The sequence below is a fragment of the Mesoterricola sediminis genome (genome assembly GCF_030295425.1).
Classification (GTDB): Bacteria; Acidobacteriota; Holophagae; order Holophagales; family Holophagaceae; genus Mesoterricola; species Mesoterricola sediminis.
On the sequence record NZ_AP027081.1, the window covers coordinates 1727660 to 1747784 of the forward strand.

At 68.5% G+C, this 20125-nt stretch carries 18 protein-coding genes and 1 other RNA gene; 13 read left to right on the top strand and 6 right to left on the bottom strand.

The features are described from left to right. Window positions 1–69: 69 nt before the first annotated feature. The 3 genes from R2J75_RS07670 to R2J75_RS07675 all read right to left on the bottom strand — a co-directional run bounded on the left by R2J75_RS07670 (window position 70) and on the right by R2J75_RS07675 (window position 4322). Window positions 70–525, bottom strand: a complete 456-nt coding sequence (locus R2J75_RS07670; RefSeq protein WP_394365914.1) for an IS5 family transposase — start codon at window positions 523–525, stop codon at window positions 70–72. Next, window positions 419–841, bottom strand: a complete 423-nt coding sequence (locus tag R2J75_RS19855) for an IS5 family transposase (RefSeq protein ID WP_394365890.1) — start codon at window positions 839–841, stop codon at window positions 419–421. Before R2J75_RS19855 ends, R2J75_RS07670 begins: the two co-directional genes overlap by 107 nt. An 88-nt stretch (window positions 842–929) precedes the next feature. Next, window positions 930–4322, bottom strand: coding sequence for an adenosylcobalamin-dependent ribonucleoside-diphosphate reductase (locus R2J75_RS07675; protein WP_279342171.1), 3393 nt, complete (start codon window positions 4320–4322; stop codon window positions 930–932). Window positions 4323–4622: 300 nt separating this feature from the next. On the opposite strand from R2J75_RS07675, the gene ffs reads away from it, so the two are divergent. The 6 genes from ffs (at window position 4623) to R2J75_RS07705 (ending at window position 10183) form a co-directional block, all read left to right on the top strand. Beyond that, an RNA gene (gene ffs, locus R2J75_RS07680) (signal recognition particle sRNA small type) lies at window positions 4623–4718 on the top strand. A gap of 203 nt (window positions 4719–4921) precedes the next feature. Then, window positions 4922–6445, top strand: a complete 1524-nt coding sequence (locus R2J75_RS07685) for an amino acid permease (RefSeq protein WP_243335930.1) — start codon at window positions 4922–4924, stop codon at window positions 6443–6445. Between the two features lie 202 nt (window positions 6446–6647). After that, window positions 6648–8159: an amino acid permease gene (locus R2J75_RS07690; RefSeq protein WP_243335929.1), complete on the top strand. Its 1512-nt coding sequence runs from the start codon at window positions 6648–6650 to the stop codon at window positions 8157–8159. Continuing rightward, window positions 8149–8847 (top strand): ComF family protein, encoded by a 699-nt coding sequence (locus R2J75_RS07695; protein ID WP_243335928.1) that lies wholly within the window; start codon window positions 8149–8151, stop codon window positions 8845–8847. Before R2J75_RS07690 ends, R2J75_RS07695 begins: the two co-directional genes overlap by 11 nt. 53 nt (window positions 8848–8900) lie before the next feature. After that, window positions 8901–9893, top strand: coding sequence for a deoxyhypusine synthase family protein (locus R2J75_RS07700; protein WP_243335926.1), 993 nt, complete (start codon window positions 8901–8903; stop codon window positions 9891–9893). Between the two features lie 101 nt (window positions 9894–9994). After that, window positions 9995–10183, top strand: coding sequence for a hypothetical protein (locus tag R2J75_RS07705; RefSeq protein ID WP_243335924.1), 189 nt, complete (start codon window positions 9995–9997; stop codon window positions 10181–10183). Between the two features lie 65 nt (window positions 10184–10248). Here the strand turns inward: R2J75_RS07705 and R2J75_RS07710 are convergent, their stop codons facing one another. Together R2J75_RS07710 and gatA are read right to left on the bottom strand one after the other, a co-directional pair. After that, window positions 10249–11550 (bottom strand): dihydrolipoamide acetyltransferase family protein, encoded by a 1302-nt coding sequence (locus tag R2J75_RS07710; RefSeq protein WP_243347141.1) that lies wholly within the window; start codon window positions 11548–11550, stop codon window positions 10249–10251. Window positions 11551–11559: 9 nt separating this feature from the next. Further along, entirely contained in the window at window positions 11560–13014 is a 1455-nt protein-coding gene (gatA, locus tag R2J75_RS07715) for an Asp-tRNA(Asn)/Glu-tRNA(Gln) amidotransferase subunit GatA (protein ID WP_316411445.1), read from the bottom strand. 226 nt (window positions 13015–13240) lie between these two features. Here gatA and R2J75_RS07720 point away from each other — a divergent pair, with 226 nt between their 5' ends. The 7 genes from R2J75_RS07720 to pilQ all read left to right on the top strand — a co-directional run bounded on the left by R2J75_RS07720 (window position 13241) and on the right by pilQ (window position 19787). Next, window positions 13241–13993: a J domain-containing protein gene (locus tag R2J75_RS07720; protein ID WP_243335286.1), complete on the top strand. Its 753-nt coding sequence runs from the start codon at window positions 13241–13243 to the stop codon at window positions 13991–13993. A gap of 2 nt (window positions 13994–13995) precedes the next feature. After that, window positions 13996–14763, top strand: coding sequence for a Stp1/IreP family PP2C-type Ser/Thr phosphatase (locus tag R2J75_RS07725; protein ID WP_316411446.1), 768 nt, complete (start codon window positions 13996–13998; stop codon window positions 14761–14763). Window positions 14764–14840: 77 nt separating this feature from the next. Then, on the top strand, window positions 14841–15923 hold the full coding sequence (gene pilM, locus R2J75_RS07730) for a type IV pilus assembly protein PilM (RefSeq protein WP_308220527.1): 1083 nt from the start codon (window positions 14841–14843) through the stop codon (window positions 15921–15923). After that, window positions 15920–16513, top strand: coding sequence for a PilN domain-containing protein (locus tag R2J75_RS07735; RefSeq protein WP_243335290.1), 594 nt, complete (start codon window positions 15920–15922; stop codon window positions 16511–16513). The genes pilM and R2J75_RS07735 overlap by 4 nt, the downstream gene beginning before the upstream one ends. An 8-nt stretch (window positions 16514–16521) precedes the next feature. Next, window positions 16522–17133, top strand: a complete 612-nt coding sequence (gene pilO / locus R2J75_RS07740; protein ID WP_243335292.1) for a type IV pilus inner membrane component PilO — start codon at window positions 16522–16524, stop codon at window positions 17131–17133. A gap of 3 nt (window positions 17134–17136) precedes the next feature. After that, the gene (locus R2J75_RS07745; RefSeq protein ID WP_243335293.1) at window positions 17137–17619 is read left to right on the top strand and encodes a hypothetical protein; all 483 of its coding nucleotides are present in this window, start codon (window positions 17137–17139) and stop codon (window positions 17617–17619) included. Further along, the gene (pilQ, locus tag R2J75_RS07750; protein ID WP_279342809.1) at window positions 17616–19787 is read left to right on the top strand and encodes a type IV pilus secretin PilQ; all 2172 of its coding nucleotides are present in this window, start codon (window positions 17616–17618) and stop codon (window positions 19785–19787) included. Before R2J75_RS07745 ends, pilQ begins: the two co-directional genes overlap by 4 nt. Window positions 19788–19910: 123 nt before the next feature. Here pilQ and R2J75_RS07755 read toward each other — a convergent pair whose 3' ends face one another. Beyond that, a complete protein-coding gene (locus tag R2J75_RS07755) occupies window positions 19911–20123 on the bottom strand; it encodes a hypothetical protein (protein ID WP_243335295.1) in 213 nt (70 codons plus the stop codon). Window positions 20124–20125 lie beyond the last annotated feature (2 nt).

The following is a 20125-nucleotide window of genomic DNA, read 5'->3' on the forward strand; positions in this document are numbered from 1 at the left end:
CTGCGAGATCCTCCGCGCCTCCGCGTTTCATAGGATCAATGAGGATCCGGAACGCTTGTCACCCTCCGCTCATAGCCTCAGCCAGATCACGATGCAGGCCAAAGCCACCTGGGCTGAGAAACTTCGCGCCGTTTTGTCGAACCTGGTGGCCAGCGCCCTGAACTGTTTGAGCTTGGCGAACCCATGCTCGATGGCATGGCGGGCCTTGTATAGGTGTGAGTCCCAGGCCGCCGGATTCTTGCGCCGGGGATGAGGTGGGATGACGGCTGTCGCACCCATGGCCTCGATCGCCTTCCTTACCGGGTTCCCATCGTAGGCCCGATCTCCGAACACGTACTCTGCCTGCCAACCGCACAGCAATCCTTCAGCAGACCGGCTTTCATGGGCTTGCCCCGGAGTGACCAGGAAATCCAAAGGATTACCGTGGGCATCGCAGATCAAATGGATCTTGGTCGAGCATCCACCCCGAGATCGTCCGAGCGCCTGGTTCCAAAGCCCCCCCCCTTTTGCCTGCTGAAGGTTGATGAGCGCGAATGATGGTGCCATCCGGCATGACCCACTCCAGGTTGCCCCGCTCCAGGTCGGCTTCCTTGCGCAGGAACTCCAGGATCCTTTGCCACACGCCGCGCTTGGTCCAGGCCTCAAATCGCGTGTACACGCTTGTCCAAGGTCCAAATTCCTCCGGCAGGTCCCTCCACGGCGCCCCAGTCCTGTGCCTCCACAGGATCACCTCCACCATGGGACGGTTGGGGTGACGGGATCGCCCCATCCCTCCACGCTCTGGCGGAAGGAGCGGTTCAAGCTTTGCCCACATGGCATCGGTCAGGAAACGTCTCGGCATCGTTACCCCAGGAAAATTCGTGGTGCACGAGCCTTTACGTATGAGTACAAGTTAACTATTTATCTAATCTATAGATTCCGAACACAGCCTAGCTGCAGCCCGTGGTGGCGCCGCAGGTCTGGCACTTGAGGCAGGCGCCGTTGCGGACCAGGGTCAGGTGGCCGCACTCGGGGCAGGGATCCCCGGTGTAGCCCTTCTGGCGGGCCGATTCGAAGGCCGAGGTCGCCACGGGCCGGGCCGAGGCGTGGCCGTGGGCGTGACCGGCCAGGGCGGGGGCGGGGGCGATCTCCCCGGCGCCGGATGTCTCGGACTCGGGGAAGAGGGGCACCATGCCGCCGATGGCCGCGGCCAGGGCCTGGGCCTGGCTCTCGGGCTTGCGGGGGCCGTTCAGCTGCATGAGCTGCTCCGGCTCCACCTGGGCCAGCTCGAAGCGGCCCAGGTAGCTGATGGCCAGCTCCCGGAACACGAAGTCGATGAGGCTGGTGGAGAACTTCACCGTGTCGCTGCCCTGGACCATGCCGTTGGGCTCGAAGCGGGTGAAGAGGAACGCGTCGCAGAACTCCTCCAGGGGCACCCCGTGCTGCAGGCCCATGGAGACGGCGATGGCGAAGCAGTTGAGCACGGCCCGGAAGCCGGCGCCCTCCTTGTGGATGTCCAGGAAGATCTCGCCCAGGGTGCCGTCCTCGTACTCGCCGGTCCGGAGGTAGAGCTTGGTGCCGCCGATGGTGGCCGCCTGGGTGTAGCCGCCGCGGCGGTTGGGGAGCTTCTTGCGGTAGGTTCGGACGATCTGGTTGGCGAGAGCCTGGCTGAGGGCCTGGACCTTCTCCGTCTTCGGGGCCTCGTCGTCCACCAGCGTGTCCACGCCCTCGAGCAGGTCCAGGTTCGTGGCGATGGCCTGGCTCATCTTGCTGCCGTCGCGGTAGAGGGCCACGGCCTTGAGCATCATCTTCCAGGAGGCGCGGTAGATCTCCGCCACGTCCTCGACGGTGGCCTCGGCCGGGAGGTTGATGGTCTTGCTGATGGCGCCGCTGAGGAAGGGCTGGGCGGCCCCCATCATGCGGATGTGGCCCATGGGGGCGATGTAGCGCTGGCCCTTGCGGCCGCACTTGTTGGCGCAGTCGAAGATGGGCAGGTGCTCCTCGCGGAGGTGGGGGGCGCCCTCGACGGTCATGGACCCGGCCAGGGCGTCCAGGAACGCGGCCGAGGCCTCGTCCCCGAAGTCCTTCCGGAGCCGCTCCCCGTCGATGACGTACGAGGGGTCGAAGGCGGTCGGGAGCTTCTCCTCGATGGCCTTCAGCTCCTCGCGGGTCCAGCCCTTGGCCAGGAACTGGGAGAGCGCGATGCCGGGGGTCTCGTCGGTGATCTCCGTCCAGCCCACCACGTGCCGCTCGATGTCGCGGATCTGGGTGGAGGTGTAGCCCAGGCGGGCCAGGGCCTCGGGGATGGCGCGGTTGACGAGCTTGAAGTAGCCGCCGCCGGCCAGCTTCTTGAACTTCACGAGGGCGAAGTCGGGCTCGACGCCCGTGGTGTCGCAGTCCATGAGGAGGCCGATGGTCCCCGTGGGGGCGAGCACCGTCACCTGGGCGTTGCGGAAGCCGTGGGCCTCGCCCAGCGCGAGGGCGCGGTCCCAGCTCTCCCGGGACGCCTCGAGGATGGAGCGGGGGATGAGGCCGCCCTTGAGGCCCTGGGGCCGGATGCTCAGGCCCTCGTACTCGGCGTCGGGGGCGTCGTAGGCGGCGCGGCGGTGGTTCCGGATCACCCGGAGCATGTGCTCCCGGTTGCGGGCGTAGCCGGGGAAGGGTCCGAGCTCGCCGGCCATCTCGGCGCTGGCGGCGTAGGCGTCGCCGGTGAGGATGGCGGTCAGGGCCGCGCACCACTGGGTGCCGGCCTCGCTGTCGTAGGGGATGCCCAGGCGCATCAGCATGGCGCCCAGGTTGGCGTAGCCCAGGCCCAGGGTGCGGAAGTCGTAGCTGAGCTGGGCGATGCGCTCGGAGGGGAACTGGGCCATGAGCACCGAGATCTCGAGCACCACGGTCCAGATGCGGATGGCGTGCCGGTAGCCGGCCAGGTCGAAGCCGCCGTCGGGGGTGAGGAAGGCGCAGAGGTTCAGGGACGCCAGGTTGCAGGCGGTGTCGTCCAGGAACATGTATTCGGAGCAGGGGTTGCTCGCGTTGATGGGGCCGTCGGCGGGGCAGGTGTGCCAGTCGTTGATCGTGGTGTCGTACTGGACGCCGGGATCGGCGCAGGCCCAGGCGGCGAAGTTGATCTTGTTCCAGAGCTCCCGGGCCTTGAGGGTCTTGTGGACCTTGCCGTCGGTGCGGCGCTCCAGGTACCAGTCGCCGTCCTTCTCCACCGAGCGCATGAACTGGTCGGGGATGCGGACCGAGTTGTTGGAGTTCATGCCGCCCACGGTCGCGTAGCCGTCGCCGTCCCAGGCGGTGTCGTAGGACTTGAGGTCCCGGTCGAAGTCGCCCTGGGCCAGCCGGCTCAGGCACTGGGCCAGGAAGGCGGAGGCGACGCCCTCGGCCTTGGCCTTGGCGACCGCCTTGCGGAGCTTGTCGTTGCTGCGGGGGTTGGCGTCCCGGGTGGTGGAGCCCTCGACGGCCTCGCACATGGCGTTCCAGTGGCGGCCCAGGACGAGGCTGCCGGCGGCCATCATGGCGACCTTGCGCTCCTCCGTGACCTTCCAGTCGACGAAGGCCTCGATGTCGGGGTGGTCCAGGTCCAGGCACACCATCTTGGCGGCCCTGCGGGTGGTGCCGCCGCTCTTGATGGCGCCGGCGGCGCGGTCGCCCACGGCCAGGAAGGACATCAGGCCCGAGGAGGCGCCGCCGCCGGAGAGGTTCTCCATGGCGCCCCGCACCTTGGAGAAGTTGGTGCCGGTGCCGCTGCCGTACTTGAAGATCCGGGCCTCGCGGGTCCAGAGGTCCATGATCCCGCCGGGGTTGACGAGGTCGTCCTCGACGCTCTGGATGAAGCAGGCGTGGGGCTGGGGGCGCTCGTAGGCCGAGGTGGACTGGTGCATCTCGCCGGTCGCGGGGTCCACGTAGCTGTGGCCCTGGGCCGGGCCGGCGATGCCGTAGGCGAAGTGCAGGCCGGTGTTGAACCACTGCGGGCTGTTGGGCGCGCACATCTGGTTGGCCAGCATGTAGACGAGCTCGTCGTAGAAGGCCTGGGCGTCGTCAGGGCCGTCGAAGTAGCCGTGGGCCTCGCCCCAGTGGCGCCAGCACCCGGCCAGCCGGTGGAAGACCTGGCGGGCGTCCTTCTCCCCGCCGCCGGCGGCGTCCACGCCCTTCCGGCGGAAGTACTTCTGGGCGAGGATGTCCACGGCCACCTGGGACCAGCTCTCGGGGACCATCACATCCTTCGCCTCGAACACCACCTTGCCGTCCAGCTTGGTGATTCGGCTGGTCCGGGCCACGAAGGGGATCCCCGCCAGGGGGTCCTGCCCGGCCTTGGTGAATGCGCGGAAAATCTGCATGGCTTCCTCAGAGCAGCTGAAATGTTGGTAAAAAAGTCCCGGCAGTGGCCCTTGTGGCCAACGGTTGTCTCGACACCAAGGGGTTGTGCTGGAGAGAAAGAATCACCCCAAGATGTTGGGGAGTCAAGGGGGAACGCGCCGGCAATTTTCGCCGGTCCTCTCGTCTCCTTATCTTTCAAGAGGTTTATCAAATTGGGGCGGCCTGTTCGGTTTTTCGGGGGCGGCGCGGGGGCCGGTTCCGGACCCGCGGGCGCGAATCCGGTGCCCCGCGTGAGGCCCGTCCCGGCTACACTGGTTCCAAGCCGGGCCCCATGCATCGGGGTGCGATGAACCGGGTCAGGTCGGAAGAAGCAGCCCTAAGTCGTTCCCCCGAGTGCCGTGGCAAGCCCGGCCCTTCCATGTACGCCGCGCGGTCCGGCCGATGTGCCGGGGCCCGGGAAGGCAGGGCGGGGAGGGCCCCCGGGGCGCTCCTACATCTTATTGCTATGCAAATGGTTCGCGCGGGCCCGCGCCCGTGCGCTACCATGGGGCAAGCCTCCGGCCCGTGCCAACTGAATCCAACGCTGCCCCCCACCGGGGCCCGAAGGGAGACCTGCATCATGGCGGAACCACGCACGTCCCAGCTCTTCAGCCGCAAACCGCTCGAACTCCTCATGGAGGAGATGCGGGGCGAGAACCGCCTCCGGCGGATCCTGGGCCCCGTGCAGCTGACGGCGCTGGGGGTGGGGGCCATCATCGGCGCGGGCATCTTCGTGGCCACGGGCGCCGCGGCCCACAACGTGGCGGGCCCGGCCCTGATGCTCAGCTACGTGGTGGCCGGCATCACCTGCATCTTCGCGGCCCTGTGCTACGCGGAATTCGCCTCCATGGTCCCCGTGGCCGGCTCGGCCTACACCTACGCCTACGCGACCCTGGGCGAGCTCTTCGCCTGGATCATCGGCTGGGACCTGATCCTGGAGTACGGCGTGTCCAGCGCCGCCGTGGCCACGGGCTGGTCGGCCTACGCCCAGAGTTCCCTGTCCAAGCTGGGCCTCGAACTGCCCCTCCTCCTGCGGGAATCCCCGTGGCGGTACGACGCCGTGCACGGGATCTTCGTGCGGACCGGCAGCGTGATCAACCTCCCGGCCGTGCTCGTCACCGCCGTGGTCACCTGGGTCCTCGTCAAGGGCATCAAGGAGAGCGCGGGCTTCAACGCGACCATGGTGGGCATCAAGGTGGCCGCCGTCCTCTTCGTCATCGCCGTCGGCGTCTTCTTCATCAGCACCACCAACTGGCACCCCTTCGCCCCCTTCGGCTGGACGGGCCTCTCCTTCTTCGGCCATCCCGTGGCGGGCCAGGTGGACCCGGGCGGCAAGCCCGTGGGCATGCTGGCGGGCGCCGCCATCATCTTCTTCGCCTACATCGGGTTCGACTCCGTCTCCACCCACACGGAGGAGGCCAAGAACCCCCAGCGGGACGTGCCCCTGGCCATCGTCATCTCCCTCGTCCTCTGCACCGTCCTCTACATCGCCGTGGTGGCCGTCCTCACGGGCATGGTCCGCTTCGACCAGCTGGACGTGAACGCCCCGGTGTCCATGGCCTTCAAGACCAAGGGGCTGGGCTGGGCGGAAGGCCTCATCGCCACCGCCGGCGTGGCCGGCATCACCTCGGTGCTCCTGGTCATGATGCTGAGCGGCCCGCGCGTCTTCCTGGCCATGGCCCGGGACGGCCTGCTGCCCCAGAGCGTCTTCGGCGTGGTGCACCCCACCTTCCGCACGCCCTGGAAGTCCACGATGCTCATCGGCCTCTTCGTCGCCGTGCTCAGCGGCCTCCTGCCCATCGACTCGCTGCTCCACCTGACCAACATCGGGACGCTGCTGGCCTTCGTCATCGTCTGCACGGCCATCCTCATCATGCGCCGCAAGTACCCGGACGCCCCGCGGCCCTTCCGCTGCCCCTGGGTCCCCGTGGTGCCCATCCTCGGCATCCTTTGCTGCCTCCTCCTCATGTTCAGCCTTCCGGCCGAGAACTGGTGGCGGCTCATCGCGTGGCTCGCCGTGGGCTTCGTCATCTACTTCGCCTATGGCCGCCGCCACAGCGTGATGAGGCGCTACCTCGCCTCCGGAGCCCAGGACCGTTCATGATCCCCTGATCGGGAGCAGGTTTTTCCGCCGGGACTCCGGATCGCGGCATCAAAAGGGCCAAGCGGTGCTCCCCCCGGGGGCCCGCCCCGGCCCGGAGGGGGGCTGAAGCCCAGGAACCGACGCCTGCCGGGCACCGTGCCCGGCAGTGGTGCCGGTCTGGGCGGAGGCCCTCAGCCGGTCCGTCCCTTCCTGGAGGTCATGCATGGACGGCGGTCCGAAGGCGGGTGGCGCCCGCTCCCAGTTCTTCACCCGGAAACCCCTGGATCGGCTCCTGGCCGAAGTGGAGGGTGACCAGCGGCTCCTGCGGGCGCTCGGGCCCGTCCAGCTCACGGCCCTCGGCGTGGGCGCGGCCATCGGAGCCGGCATCTTCGTCGCCACGGGGGCCGCGGCCCGGGAGGTGGCCGGGCCCGCCCTGATGCTCAGCTACCTGGTGGCGGCCATCACCTGCGTCTTCGCGGCCCTCTGCTACGCGGAGTTCGCCGCCATGGTGCCGGTGGCGGGCTCGGCCTACACCTACGCCTACGCGACGCTGGGGGAGCTCTTCGCCTGGATCATCGGCTGGGACCTGATCCTGGAATACGGGGTCTCCAGCGCGGCGGTGGCCACGGGCTGGTCGGCCTACGCCCAGGGGCTCCTGGCCAAGGCGGGCCTGGCCGTGCCCGCGGCCCTGGCCGAGTCCCCCTGGCGCTACGACACGGCCACGGGCGGCCTCGCGCCCACGGGCTCCCTGTGCAACCTGCCGGCGGTGCTCGTCGTCCTGGCGGTGACGGCCGTGCTCGTGCGGGGCATCCGCCACAGCAGCCGGTTCAACACGGTGATGGTGGCCGTGAAGGTGGCGGCCGTGCTCTTCGTCATCCTGGCGGGGCTGGCCTACGTGCGGGCCGCCAACTGGCATCCCTTCGCGCCCTTCGGTTGGACGGGCCTCTCCTTCTTCGGCCATACGGTGGCGGGCCAGGTGGACCCGGGCGGCAAGCCCGTGGGCATGCTGGCGGGCGCGGCCATCATCTTCTTCGCCTACATCGGGTTCGATTCCATCTCCACCCACACGGAAGAGGCCAAGAACCCCCAGCGGGACGTGCCCATCGGGATCATCGCGTCCCTGCTGGTGTGCTCCGTCCTCTACATCGCCCTGGTGGCGGTCCTGACGGGCATGGTCCCCTTCGACCAGCTGGACATCCACGCCCCGGTGTCCCTGGCCTTCAAGGCCCAGGGCATGGGCTGGGCCGAGAGCCTGGTGGGGGCCGCCGGCGTGGCGGGCATCACCTCCGTCCTCCTGGTGATGATGCTGAGCGGCCCCCGGGTGTTCCTGGCCATGGCCCGGGACGGCCTGCTGCCCCGGGACGTGTTCGGCACCGTGCACCCCCGGTGGCGCACGCCCTGGCGGTCCACCCTCCTGGTGGGCGCCTGCGTGGCCGTGATGGCGGGCCTCCTGCCCGTGGACGTGCTGCTCCACCTGACCAACATCGGCACCCTCCTGGCCTTCGTCATCGTGTGCGCCGCCGTGCTCATCATGCGCCGCACCCATCCCGGGGCGCACCGGCCCTTCCGCTGCCCCTGGGTGCCCCTGGTGCCCCTCCTGGGCATGGGCTCCTGCCTCCTCCTCATGTTCAGCCTGCCCGCCGCCAACTGGTGGCGCCTCCTGGGGTGGCTGGCCTTGGGCTTCGTCGTCTACCTGGCCTATGGGCGACACCACAGCACCCTCCGTGCCAGCTGAGGGGCTGCCCTGCCGGGGCTGCCTGGGCCGGATCGGCCCCGGCGCCCAGGCGGGGCTCTGCGGCCGGTGCTGGAGCCTGCTGACGCCCCTGTCCGAGATCCGCTGCCCCCGCTGCGCCCTGGACCACGGGTGGGGCGGGCCCTGCGCGGACCCCGGCCCCTGGCGCCGGGGGGACGCCTTCTGGGACTACCACGGGGGCCTGGGGGCCCTCCTCGTGCCGGGCATCAAGCGGGGGGAGGGCGGCTGGCGGCGGGCCCTCCTGGCCCGGGCGGGCCGGATGCCGCTCCCCCCCTGGGCGGCCGAGGCCGATTGGGTCTGCGCCTCTCCCACCGGGCGCCTGCGTCGCCTGCTCAGGGGCTTCGACCTGGCCGAGGAGGCGGGGGCGCTGGTGGCCTCCCGGCTGGGGCGGCCCTTCCGGGCCCTCCTGCGGAAGCCCTGGTTCGCGCCCCGCCAGGCCGCCCTCACGGAGGGCGAACGGCGCCGGTCGAAGGTGCCCGTGACCCTGGCGGACCCGGCGGGGGTGGCGGGCGCCTTCGTGCTCCTGGTGGACGACGTCTGGACGACGGGGGCCACCCTCCGGCGGTGCGCCGGGGCCCTGGCGGCGGCCGGGGCGCGGGAGGTGGCGGTGCTGGCCCTGTTCCGGGCCGGAAGGAAGGGTGGCTCCCGGGCGGGGGGCGGGGTATCCTGATGTCTTGGCCCGAACGGTCTCCCGGGGTGGCCTGCCTTCGCACGGAGTCAACCATGTCGACGAAAGCCGCCTTCGCCCCGGGTCCCGTGGGTTCCTTCATCAAGCACCACTACCGCCACTTCAACGCGGCGGCCCTCATGGACGCCACGGAGGGATACCGGGTCCACCTGGAGCAGGGGGGCAAGATGATGATCAGCATGGCCGGTGCCATGAGCACGGCCGAGCTGGGCCTGAGCCTGGCCGAGATGATCCGCCAGGACAAGGTGCACCTCATCACCTGCACGGGCGCCAACCTGGAGGAGGACATCTTCAACCTGGTGGCCCACGATTTCTACGAGCGGGTGCCCCACTACCGGGACCTCACCCCCGCGGACGAGCAGGCCCTGCTGGACCGCCACATGAACCGGGTCACCGACACCTGCATCCCCGAGATGGAGGCCATGCGCCGCATCGAGAAGGCGATCCTCAAGGAGTGGATGGAGGCCGACCAGAAGGGCGAGCGCTACTTCCCCCATGAGTTCTTCTACCGGCTCCTGCGCTCGGGCGTCCTGGAGGAGCACTTCCAGATCGACGTGAAGAACAGCTGGATGATCGCCGCCTGCGAGAAGAACCTGCCCATCGTCGTCCCCGGCTGGGAGGACAGCACCCTGGGCAACATGTTCGCCGCCGCCGTCATCCGCGGGGACGTGAAGAACGTCCACACCGTGCGCACGGGCATCGAGTACATGACCTGGCTGGCGAAGTTCTACCAGGAGATCACCCACGACGCGAGCCTGGGCATGTTCCAGATCGGCGGCGGCATCGCCGGCGACTTCCCCATCTGCGTGGTGCCCATGCTGCACCAGGACCTGGAGCTGGAGGCCCCCCTCTGGGGCTACTTCTGCCAGATCAGCGATTCGACGACGAGCTATGGGTCCTACTCCGGCGCCGTTCCCAACGAGAAGATCACCTGGGGCAAGCTCGGCGAGAAGACGCCCAAGTTCATCGTGGAAAGCGACGCCACCATCGTGGCGCCCCTCATGTTCGCGTATCTGCTGGGCTGGTAGTCGCCCGTCTGGCTGGGGTGGCAATTAAAGATAAATGCATCCTCTTCTCTTGCCCCCTGGTCCGCCCGAAGTTAGACTTTGAACACCTTCAGGAGGAACACATGAAGCGTTTCGCGCTCTCTCTCGTCGTCATCCTGGCCGCCGCCTCCTTCGCGTCCGCCACCGTCAAGATCCAGGCCGAAGCCAAGGCCAAGGATCCCAAGGTCACCTGCAAGACCTGCCACACCGGCATGCCCTGCACCAAGGCCAACCTGACCGACGAAGGCAAGAAGTGGCTCCCCAAGAAGTAGCCGCGAGCCGATGACATGAAGAAGCGCCCGCCTTCCGGCGGGCGCTTCCGCGTCAAGGGCCCGGTTCAGGAGAGGCCGAAGTCCGAGGTCTCCAGCTCCTTCTTCACGGCGGACATGAAGAGGTCGGCGGTGGCGCCGTCGATGATGCGGTGATCGAAGGTGAGGCCGCTGAACATGGTCTCCCGGATGGCGATGGCGTCCTGTCCGTCCGCGTCGGTCACGACCACGGCCCGCTTCTTCACGGCGCCCATGCCCATGATGGCCACCTGCGGCTGGTTGATGATGGGCAGGCCGAAGGTCTCGCCGAAGCCGCCGGGGTTGGTGATGGTGAAGGTGCCGCCCTGGATCTCCTCGGGCTTGAGCTGGCGGCTCCGGGCGCGTCCGGCGAGGTCGTTCATGGCGCGGGCGAGGCCGCCCAGGTTCAGCTGGTCGGCGTTGCGGACCACGGGGACGATGAGGCCCCAGTCCAGGGAAACCGCGATGCCCAGGTTCACGTCCTGCTTGTAGACGATGGTGTCCCCGTCCACGGAGGCGTTGACGATGGGGAAGGCCTGGAGGGCCTTGACGGCGGCGGCCATGACGAAGGGCATGAAGCTCAGCTTGGTGCCGTAGGCCTCCTCGAAGGCCTTCCGGTGCTTGGCGCGCAGGCGGGACACGTGGGACATGTCCATTTCGAAGACGGTGTAGACGTGGGCGCTCGTGTGCTTGGAGAAGACCATGTTGTCGCTGATGATCTTGCGCATGCGGCTCATGGGCTCGACGCGGACCCGCTCGCCGGGGGCGAAGGCGGGGATGGCCAGGGCGGGGGCCTTGGGCGCGGCGGCGGGCGCCGGCTGGGCAGGCGCGGGCTGGGCGGGCGCCGGCGCCGCGGCGGGGGCGGCGCCCCGGGCGGCCAGATGGGCCTCCATGTCCTGCTTGGTCACCCGGCCCATCATGCCGCTGCCCTTGACCTGGGTCAGATCGACGCCGTTGTCGGCGGCCATGCGGCGGACGAGGGGGCTCGACTTGGTCCGGAGGCGGCCCTCCAGGCTGTCCTCCTCGGCGACGGGCGGGGGTGGGGCGACGGGGGCCTCCGGCGCGGGGGCGGGGGTGATCTCGGCCCGGGCGGGGGCCGGGGCCGGCTTCTCGCCGGCGGCGCCGAGGCGGGCCACGATGGTGCCCACGGGGACGGTGGCGTTGACGTCCACCAGGATCTCCAGGACGGTGCCGGCGATGGGGGCCGGGATCTCGGCGTCCACCTTGTCGGTGGAGATCTCGTAGAGGGTTTCGTCCTTGCCGATGGTCTCTCCGACCTTCCGGTGCCACTTCAGGATGGTGGCTTCGGCGATGGATTCACCCATCTGGGGCATGACGACATCAAAGGCCATGATTCGCTCCTAACAGGGGAGGGGGGGCGCCTGACGGTGGTGCCCCGTGGAAAGCTGGAAGGCATGGGCCGCCTCCAGCAGGTTCACGTCGGAGAGTGCGGGACCGATGAGCTGGAGGCCCACCGGGAGGCCTCCGGAGAAGCCCGCGGGGAGGGCGAGGGCCGGAAGGCCCGCCAGGGCGGGCGTGACGGTGAAGACGTCCGTGAGGTACATCGCCAGGGGATCGCTGGTGCGGTCCCCCAGGGGGAAGGCCGGCGTCGGGCACACGGGGGCCGCCAGCAGGTCCACCTCCCGGAAGGCCGCCTCGAAGTCGCCGGCGATGAGGGTCCGCGCCTTCTGGGCCCGGACGTAGAAGGCCTCCACGTAGCCGCGGGAGAGGCAGAAGGCCCCCAGGAGGATGCGCCGCTTGGCCTCCGTGCCGAACCCGGCCTCCCGGGTGGCGGCGAGGGTCTCGTCCAGCCCGCCGGCCTCGACCCGGGCCCCGTAGCGCACGCCGTCGAAGCGGGCGAGGTTGCTGGAGACCTCGGCCGTGTTCAGGAGGACGTAGGTGTCGATGGCCCAGGGCGTGTGGGGGAGGGACACCGGCACGAGGCGGGCGCCCAGGTCCCGGAGGACGGCCAGGGCCCCTTCGACGGCCTCCCGGACGCCGGCTTCGAGGCCCTCCCCGAAGCATTCGGCGGGGAGGCCGATGCGGAGGCCCCGCAGATCGGCGGGCTGGAGATCCGCGAGTCGCCCGGTCCCCGGGAGGTCCCGGCTCGTGGCGTCCGCCGGATCCACGCCGGCCATGACGGCCAGGCCCGCGGCCAGGTCCCGGGCGGAGGCGGCGAGGGGGCCGACCTGGTCCAGGGAGGAGGCCATGGCGGTGACGCCGTAGCGGCTGAGGACCCCGTACGTGGGCCGGAGGGCGGTGAGGTTGCAGAAACTGGCCGGGAGCCGCACGGAACCCCCCGTGTCGGAGCCCAGGGCGAAGGGGGCGTAGCCGGCGGCCACGGCCACGGCGGACCCGGAGCTGCTGCCGCCGGGGACCCGGGTGCGGTCCCAGGGGTTGCGGGCGGGGCCCTGGGCCGCGGTCTCCCCGCTGCTTCCCATGGCAAATTCATCCATCGCGGCCTTGGCGACGGGGACCGCCCCGGCCTGGAGGAGGCGGGCGACGACCGTGGCGTCATGGGGCGCGGTGTAGCCGCGGGTGATGCGGGAGCCGTTGCCGGTGGGCGTGCCCGCCCAGGCCAGGTTGTCCTTCAGGACGACGGGAATCCCCAGGAGGGGGGTGCGTTCGCCCCGGGCGAGGCGCGCATCGGCCGCGCGCGCGGCGGCGAGGGTCAGGTCGGGATCCACATGGGCGACGGCGTTGAGGTCCGGATCCAAAACATTCATGCGGTCGAGGCAGCGGTGGGCGAGGAAGACCGCCGACAGGTCGCCCGCGTCCAATCCCTCCCGCCAATCCATCAAGGAATATGGGTCCATGCCCGTCTCCCGCATCTCTTCAAGTGTGCCACCAATGGGCCAATTGAGATAGATTCTCTTTGATTCTGGAGGCCACGGATGCACAGGAAGGGCCGTCCAGCGCTTGTCCGCATTCGGCTCCGAATGATTGTCCCCTTTCTTTTTCCAAAGACTCCTGAGTTAATAGCAACAGACCCCCAGGCTCCAGACCCCCCGTCCCGCCTCCACCCGACCTCCCGGTAATCTGATGAATCCATACGATGTTCTTGAAATTTCACCCGGCGCCAGGCCGGAGGAGGTCAAGGCGGCGTATCACCGGCTGGCGAAGCAGTGGCATCCGGACCGGTTCACGGGGGAGGCCAAGGCCGCGGCGGAGCAGCGTTTCCGGCTCCTGGCCGAGGCCTTCAACATGCTGAAGGACGCGACGCGCCGGGAGGAGCCCTCCAGGCCGCCCGAACCGGCGGTCCCCGAGCCGGAGCTCCGGGCCCCGGAACCCGCGCCCGCGCAGGCTTCCGTTCCCCCCGGGCCCGTCAAGACGCACCAGGACTGGTTCAAGGACGCCCTGGGGGCCTACGAGGGCAAGGCTTATGAAAGATCCCTGGCCCTGGTGACCTACGCCATCCGGCTGGACGGGGGCCAGGCCGAGTACCACGCCCTCCTCGGGAAGCTCCTGGACCAGCTCCAGCAGGACCCCCGGGGCAAGGTGAAGGCCCTGGAGACCGCCATCCGCCTCAATCCGAAGGACGCGGAATCCACGATCCTCCTGGCCCAGTCCTTCCAGGCGCTGGGCATGCAGGCCCGGGCCACGCGGCTGTGGGAGACCGCCTTCGCGCTGGCGCCCCGGCATCCCGTGTTCCGCCAGGGCACCGACACGGGGAAGGGGAAGACGCAGCCCAGGGGCGCGCAGGGCAGGGATGCCCAGCCCAGCCTCGGCGAACAGTGGACGGCCCTCGTCGAGGGAACCAAGGACAAGCTGGGAAGGCTTTTCAAAAGGGGATGAGCATGCGGGTGGTCGCAGCGGGGCGGACGGAGGTCGGGTGTGTGCGCAAGCACAATGAAGACAACTTCCTCGTGGATCCCGAACTCGGCCTGTTCGTCGTCGCGGACGGCCTCGGCGGGCACGCCGCGGGCGAAGTCGCCAGCCGGATCGTGGTCGACAAGGTGGGACAGTTCATCCAGCACACCGTGGAGCGGGACCACACGTGGCCGGTGGAGTACGACACGGCGCTGCCCTACGACGGCAACCGGCTCAAGGCCGCCCTGCTCCTGGCCGACCAGGGGATCCTCAACGACATCCGGTCGAACCCCGAGCGCGAGTCCATGGGGTCCACGGTGGTGGCCTGCCTCGTAAACGGCGAAACCGTGACGCTGGTCCACGTGGGCGACAGCAGGGCCTATCTGTTGAATAAAGATGGGATACAGCAGGTCACCCGGGACCACTCCTGGGTCGCGGAACAGGTCGCCAACGGCATCCTGACCCCCGAGGAGGCCCGGCGGCACCCCTTCCGGAACGTCATCACCCAGGCCCTCGGCAATGGGGGGGACCTGGATATTTCAGTCAGGGAGATCCAGGTCAAGGAACTGGACCGGATCTTGCTATGCTCCGACGGACTGTCAGGAATGGTGCTGGATGAGGAGATCTGGGATATCGTCCAGAAATCCTCTGATATGGAAGAAGCCGCAGGAAACCTCGTTTCCAAGGCCATGGCCAATGGAGGGGAAGACAACATCACCGTCGTGATCGTGGCCTTCGGGCCCGATAACCCATGAACCGTGGCAACATTCGGTTGACCGCAGGGCCGTGAAGGTTAAACTGAAACGCCAAATCTACTAAAGCGAGGCTCCAAGTGGGTCTTTTCGGTGGCAAAAAAAATCAGCTGGTGGGCCTGGATATCGGTTCCAGTTCCGTGAAGGTCTGTGAGCTGCAGGTGGTGGGGAAGGGCGGGGGCCAGCGCTATCGGCTCCAGAAGCTCGGCATCGCCCCGCTGCCCTTCGACGCGATCGTCGACGGCGACATCATGGACAGCAACGCGGTGGCCGCGGCCATCCGCCAGGTGCTCACGGAACAGAAGATCAAGTCCAGGGACGTGGCCATTTCCGTGGCGGGTCAGCAGGTGATGGTCAAGAAAGTGACCTTCCCCCTGATGAGCCCCACCGAGCTCGCCGAGTCGGTCCGGTGGGAGGCGGAGAGCTTCTTCCCGGCGGGGCAGGGGCTGGACGCCTACGCCCTCGACTTCGCGGTGCTCGAGGAACGGCCCCAGGAAGGCAACATGGACGTCGTCCTGGTGGCCTGCCGCAAGGACAAGATCGAGGCCTACATCGGCTGCGTGGCCATGGCGGGCGCCCGGTCCGTCCTGGTGGACGTGGACGTGTTCGCCCTCCAGAACGCCTACGAAGTCAATAATCCGCCAGGGGGCCGGGACGAGGTCATCGCCCTGGTCAACATCGGGGCCCAGTTCACCAACCTGACCATGCTCGTGGGCAGGAAGTCGCTCTTCTGGCGTGACATCGCCTGGGGCGGCCACCGCTTCACGGACAAGCTCATGGAGGACTGGGGGGTCAGCCGCGAGGCCGCGGAACTCCTCAAGGAGGGGATCAGCGCCGAGGGCCGGACGCCGGAGGAGGTCGAGCCCTCCCTGGCGGCCATCTCCGACAGTTTCGCCGACGAACTCGGGCGGACCATCGACTTCTTCCGGTCCAGCTTCAAGGTGGACCGGCTGGACCGCGTCCTCCTCTCCGGCGGCAGCGCCAAGGTGGACAAGCTCCCCGAGATCCTCGGGGATCGTCTGAGGGTGTCCGTGGACCGGCTCAACCCCTTCCAGCTCCTGGAGATGGATGAGCGCAGCCTGGATCCAGCCGTCATCAACGGAGTCGGCTGCACCGCCGCCGTCGCGGTCGGTTTGGCCTTGCGCCAGGTGGGGGACCGATGATCAAGATCAACCTTCTGGGAGACACCCTCGCCCAGCCTGCCGTGAAGAAGGGTGAAAGGGCCGAGGCGGCGACCCCGGTCTTCGTCGAGACACCGGCCGCGGGGCGCCCCAGCCTTCCGATCGCCGGCGTGATCTTCGGCCTGGCCATCGCCTCCGTGGGCGGCGTCTACTACGTCTGGCTCAACAGCAAGATCCAGTATGAGGTCCGACAGAAGGCCGACCTGGAGGCCAAGAAGAAGGAGCTGGAGAAGTACATGGAGCTCGAACGGAAGTTCAGGGCCCAGAAGGACATGCTCCAGAAGAAAAAAGAAGTGATGATGGGCCTCAAGTCCTTCCAGCAGCTGCCCGTGCACTTCATGGAGGAGCTCGCGAACGCCCTGCCCGACGACGTCTGGTTCAAGGAGATCAGCCAGAAGGGACTGGCCATCAGCATCAAGGGCGAAGCCTCCAGCTTCGAGGCCATCAACCAGTTCCGGAACCGGCTCATCGAGAAGAGCAAGTGGTTCGGGAATGTGAACTACCCCGCGGCCACCAAGAACGGACGCAATGTCGAATTCACCATCTCCTGCGATCTGAAGAATTCGGCCTGAGGTAGCCTATGAACTCCCAACTCCAGAAACAGCTGTTGATCGGGGGCTTGGCCGGCCTGCTCCTCGCCATCCTCATCATCTTCTTCCTCCAGGGGATGCGGGACGAGCTCAAGGGCCTCCGCGTGACCAACGAAGGCCTCCGGGCCGAGGTGGCGAAGGGCTACGCCCTCAAGGCCAACTACGAGAAGCTCAAGGCGGAGGTGGCCGAGCAGGAGAAGGTCATCGACGAGCTCATCAAGATCATGCCCACCGACACGGACCGCGGCGAGCTGCCCTACCGCATCAAGAAGCTGGCCGACACCGCGGGCATCGAGCAGGTCGCCTTCAGCCTCCAGGGCCCCGTGGCCAAGGAGTACTACACCGAGTACCCCGTCGCCTTCACCTTCCGCGCGGGCTACCACACCCTGGGCCAGTTCGCCTCCCTCATCTCCGGTTACGAGAAGATCATCAATCTCAGCGACCTCACGATGAAGCGGGAGGGTGGGAGCGCCCTCTATCCGGTGGCCGTCACGTGCAAGGTGAGCGCCTTCGTCTACAACCCGAACTCCGGCCAGGCGCCAGCTCCCAAGCCCGGCGCCCCCCCGGCCCCCAAGCCCGCCAAGCATGAGACTGGAGACTGAACCATGGCACGGTTCGCTTGCTTCCTCCCCGTCCTGGCCCTGAGCCTCCAGCTTGGCGCCCAGGGCGCGCCCGAAGCGCCGGGGGCCAAGGGTCGCGCCGACGCGCCGCCCACGCCCGCCCTCAGCGCCAACCAGGGCATCAACCCCGAGGACCTCATCGCCGCCCGGGCGTACCCCTATCGCCCGGCCCTCCAGCGGGATCCCTTCGCCGCGCCCAGCGACGCGGAGCAGCGGAACCGGGGCGACCTGGTGGATGACATCGGCGTCAAGGGCATGGTCGTCAGCAATGGCAAACCCATGGCCGTCGTCACGGATGGCCGCGGCAATGTGCGCATGCTCCCCATCGGATACCGCTTCCGGGACGGGGAACTGGTGGCGGTGGGCGAGAAATCCGTCACGTTCCGCCAGTGGGATCCCAACACCACCAACACCAAAGTCTTCCGAACCGTCGTCAAGACGTTCAAACGTGAGGAGGGTAAACGATGAATGCTCGCCTGAGTTCCTTGCTGGTCGCAGGGGGCGTGGTTCTGGCGGGGATCCAGTCCGGATCTCTCAGCGGAGCCCTCCCTGAAGCCGGAGCGCCCGCCGCCGCCCCCACCCTGGAAGCCGCCAGCCTCCTGGCCGGACCCGACCAGGTCCTCAAGCTCACCATTCCCGGATTCGCGGGCGTGCCCCAGGTCCAGGTCCTTCCGAACCCCTCCCGGATCGTCGTCGACTTGCCGGGCGTCCTGCGCGGCACCAAGGTGACGAAGAAGGATGTCCAGGCCCTCACGGGCTCGCAGGTGGTGCGTTCCCGCATGGCCCAGTTCTCCCTGGCGCCCACGCCGGTCACGCGCCTGGTGCTGGAAGTGACCCCCGGGACCCAGGCCGACGTGGCCCATGACGGCACCGGCGTCAGCATCCGGCTGAACCCCGGCAAGGGCGCCATCCACGCCCAGCTCGGCAACGTGCCGGTCCCGGCCGCACCCGCCGCCCCGACCGTCGAGACCGAGGCCGTGACCGCCAAGGTCAACGCGCCGAACCTGGCCGTGGCCCTGCCGGTCCGCGAGGCCGCGCCGGTGGCGCAGCCCGCCGCCGTCCTCGCCGCCTCCACGGTCGCGCCGCTGCCAGAGCGCGCCTATGCGGTCGCCGAGGACGCCCCCGCCAAGGGGACCGAGCCGGCCCAGCCCTACGTGATCCGCCAGGAGGCCCCCCAGGTCGCCGCGACGCGGAAGCTCGACCCCCTGCCCAGCGTTCCGGGCGCGGGCGCGCCCTTCCAGGCCCTGCCCGTCCTGGCCGTTCAGTCCGCCCTGCCGACCGCCGTCGCCCAGGACCGGGCCCCGGCCCCCCGCACGGAAAGCCGGACCGGCCGCACCCTCGGCGACGCCGGCACCCGCTACACCGGCGCCAAGATGACCATCGACGTCGTCGGCACCGACCTGACCAGCTTCCTGCGCATCATCGCCGACACGGCCCACCTGAACCTGATCGTGGACCAGGATGTGGGCGGCATCTACACCTTCAAGTTCACCGACACCCCCTGGGACCAGGTCCTCGACGTGATCCTCAAGCACGCCGGGCTGGGCAAGGAGATCAGCAACGGGATCATCCGCGTCGCCAAGATCGAGAAGCTCCAGAAGGAGGAGGAGGACCGCAAGCGGCTGGAGGACGCCAAGTCCCTGGCCGGCGAGACCCAGAGCATCACCCGCCCGCTCTCCTTCGCCAAGGCCGGCGAGGCGCGCGCGATCCTGGAGAAGATGCTCACCAAGCGCGGCAGCATCATCGTCGACGAGCGCACCAACACCCTGATCATCACCGACCTCCCCCGCAACCTCCCCGTGCTCGACGACCTCATCGCCCAGCTGGACGTCCAGATCCAGCAGGTGCAGATCGAGGCCCGGGTGGTCGAGGCCAACAAGAACTGGGAGAAGGACTTCGGCGTCAAGTGGCCGACGGCCAACACCTCCCAGGCCGCCATCACCAACTCCAGCGGCCAGGCCGCCACCTGGGGCAGCTACAACGGGCCCTCCTGGAACAGCGTCAACAACAAGGCCGACGGCACCGGCAACGCCGCCGCGGCCATGTTCTCGGGCGGCGCCACGGGCGTGACGGACATCTCCAGTCCCGCCGGCGAGTTCTGGGTCTCCTTCCTGAGCAACCGCGTGAGCGTGAACGTGATCCTCCAGGCCCTCGAGAAGCAGGGCGTGGTCAAGATCGTGTCCAGCCCCAAGGTCGTGACCCAGAACAACAAGAAGGCCCGGGTGCTGTCCGGCGCCAAGATCCCCTATCCCGCCCAGCAGACCGGCAGCACCGCGGGCGCGATCACGGTGGCCTTCGCGGACGCCAACCTCGAACTCGAGGTCACGCCCCAGATCACCAACGACGGCACCATCCTCATGGACATCAAGGTCGAGAAGGCCGACGCCGACTTCGGCCGCCTCGTGGGCTCCACCCCCACCATCACCCGCAAGATGGTGGAGACCCAGGTGCTCGTGAAGGACGGCGGCACCGCCATCATGGGCGGCGTCTACAAGACCAACAACACCCAGTCCACGACGGGCGTGCCCTTCCTCAAGGACATCCCGCTGATCGGGTTCCTCTTCCGGAACAAGATCAACCAGGACTCCAACGACGAGCTGCTGGTGTTCATCACCCCGCGCGTCCTCAAGAACTAGTCCGGCTTCCTGCTCGGTCGCACCCCGGTGGATCGCCTCGGCGGTCCCCGGGGTGCCGGCCGTACGGGGCCCGTACGCGCGAAGGGGCCCCCGGGGGGCCCCTTCGCGTGACGCGGCGGCGCGCTACTTGCCGATGGGCAGGGTGCGGACGAGGCGCTTGCAGGTGTTGCAGAGGACCGTGTAGGTGTCCGGCTGCTCGAAGTGGTACTTGAAGCCGGGGCCTTCCATGGGGGCCTGGTCGACCTTTTCCAGGTGGCCGAAGTGGTACTCGGCGATCCGGACGCTCTGGGGGACGGTGAGATCGGCGCCGCAATTGGGGCAGGAGATGGCAGCCATGC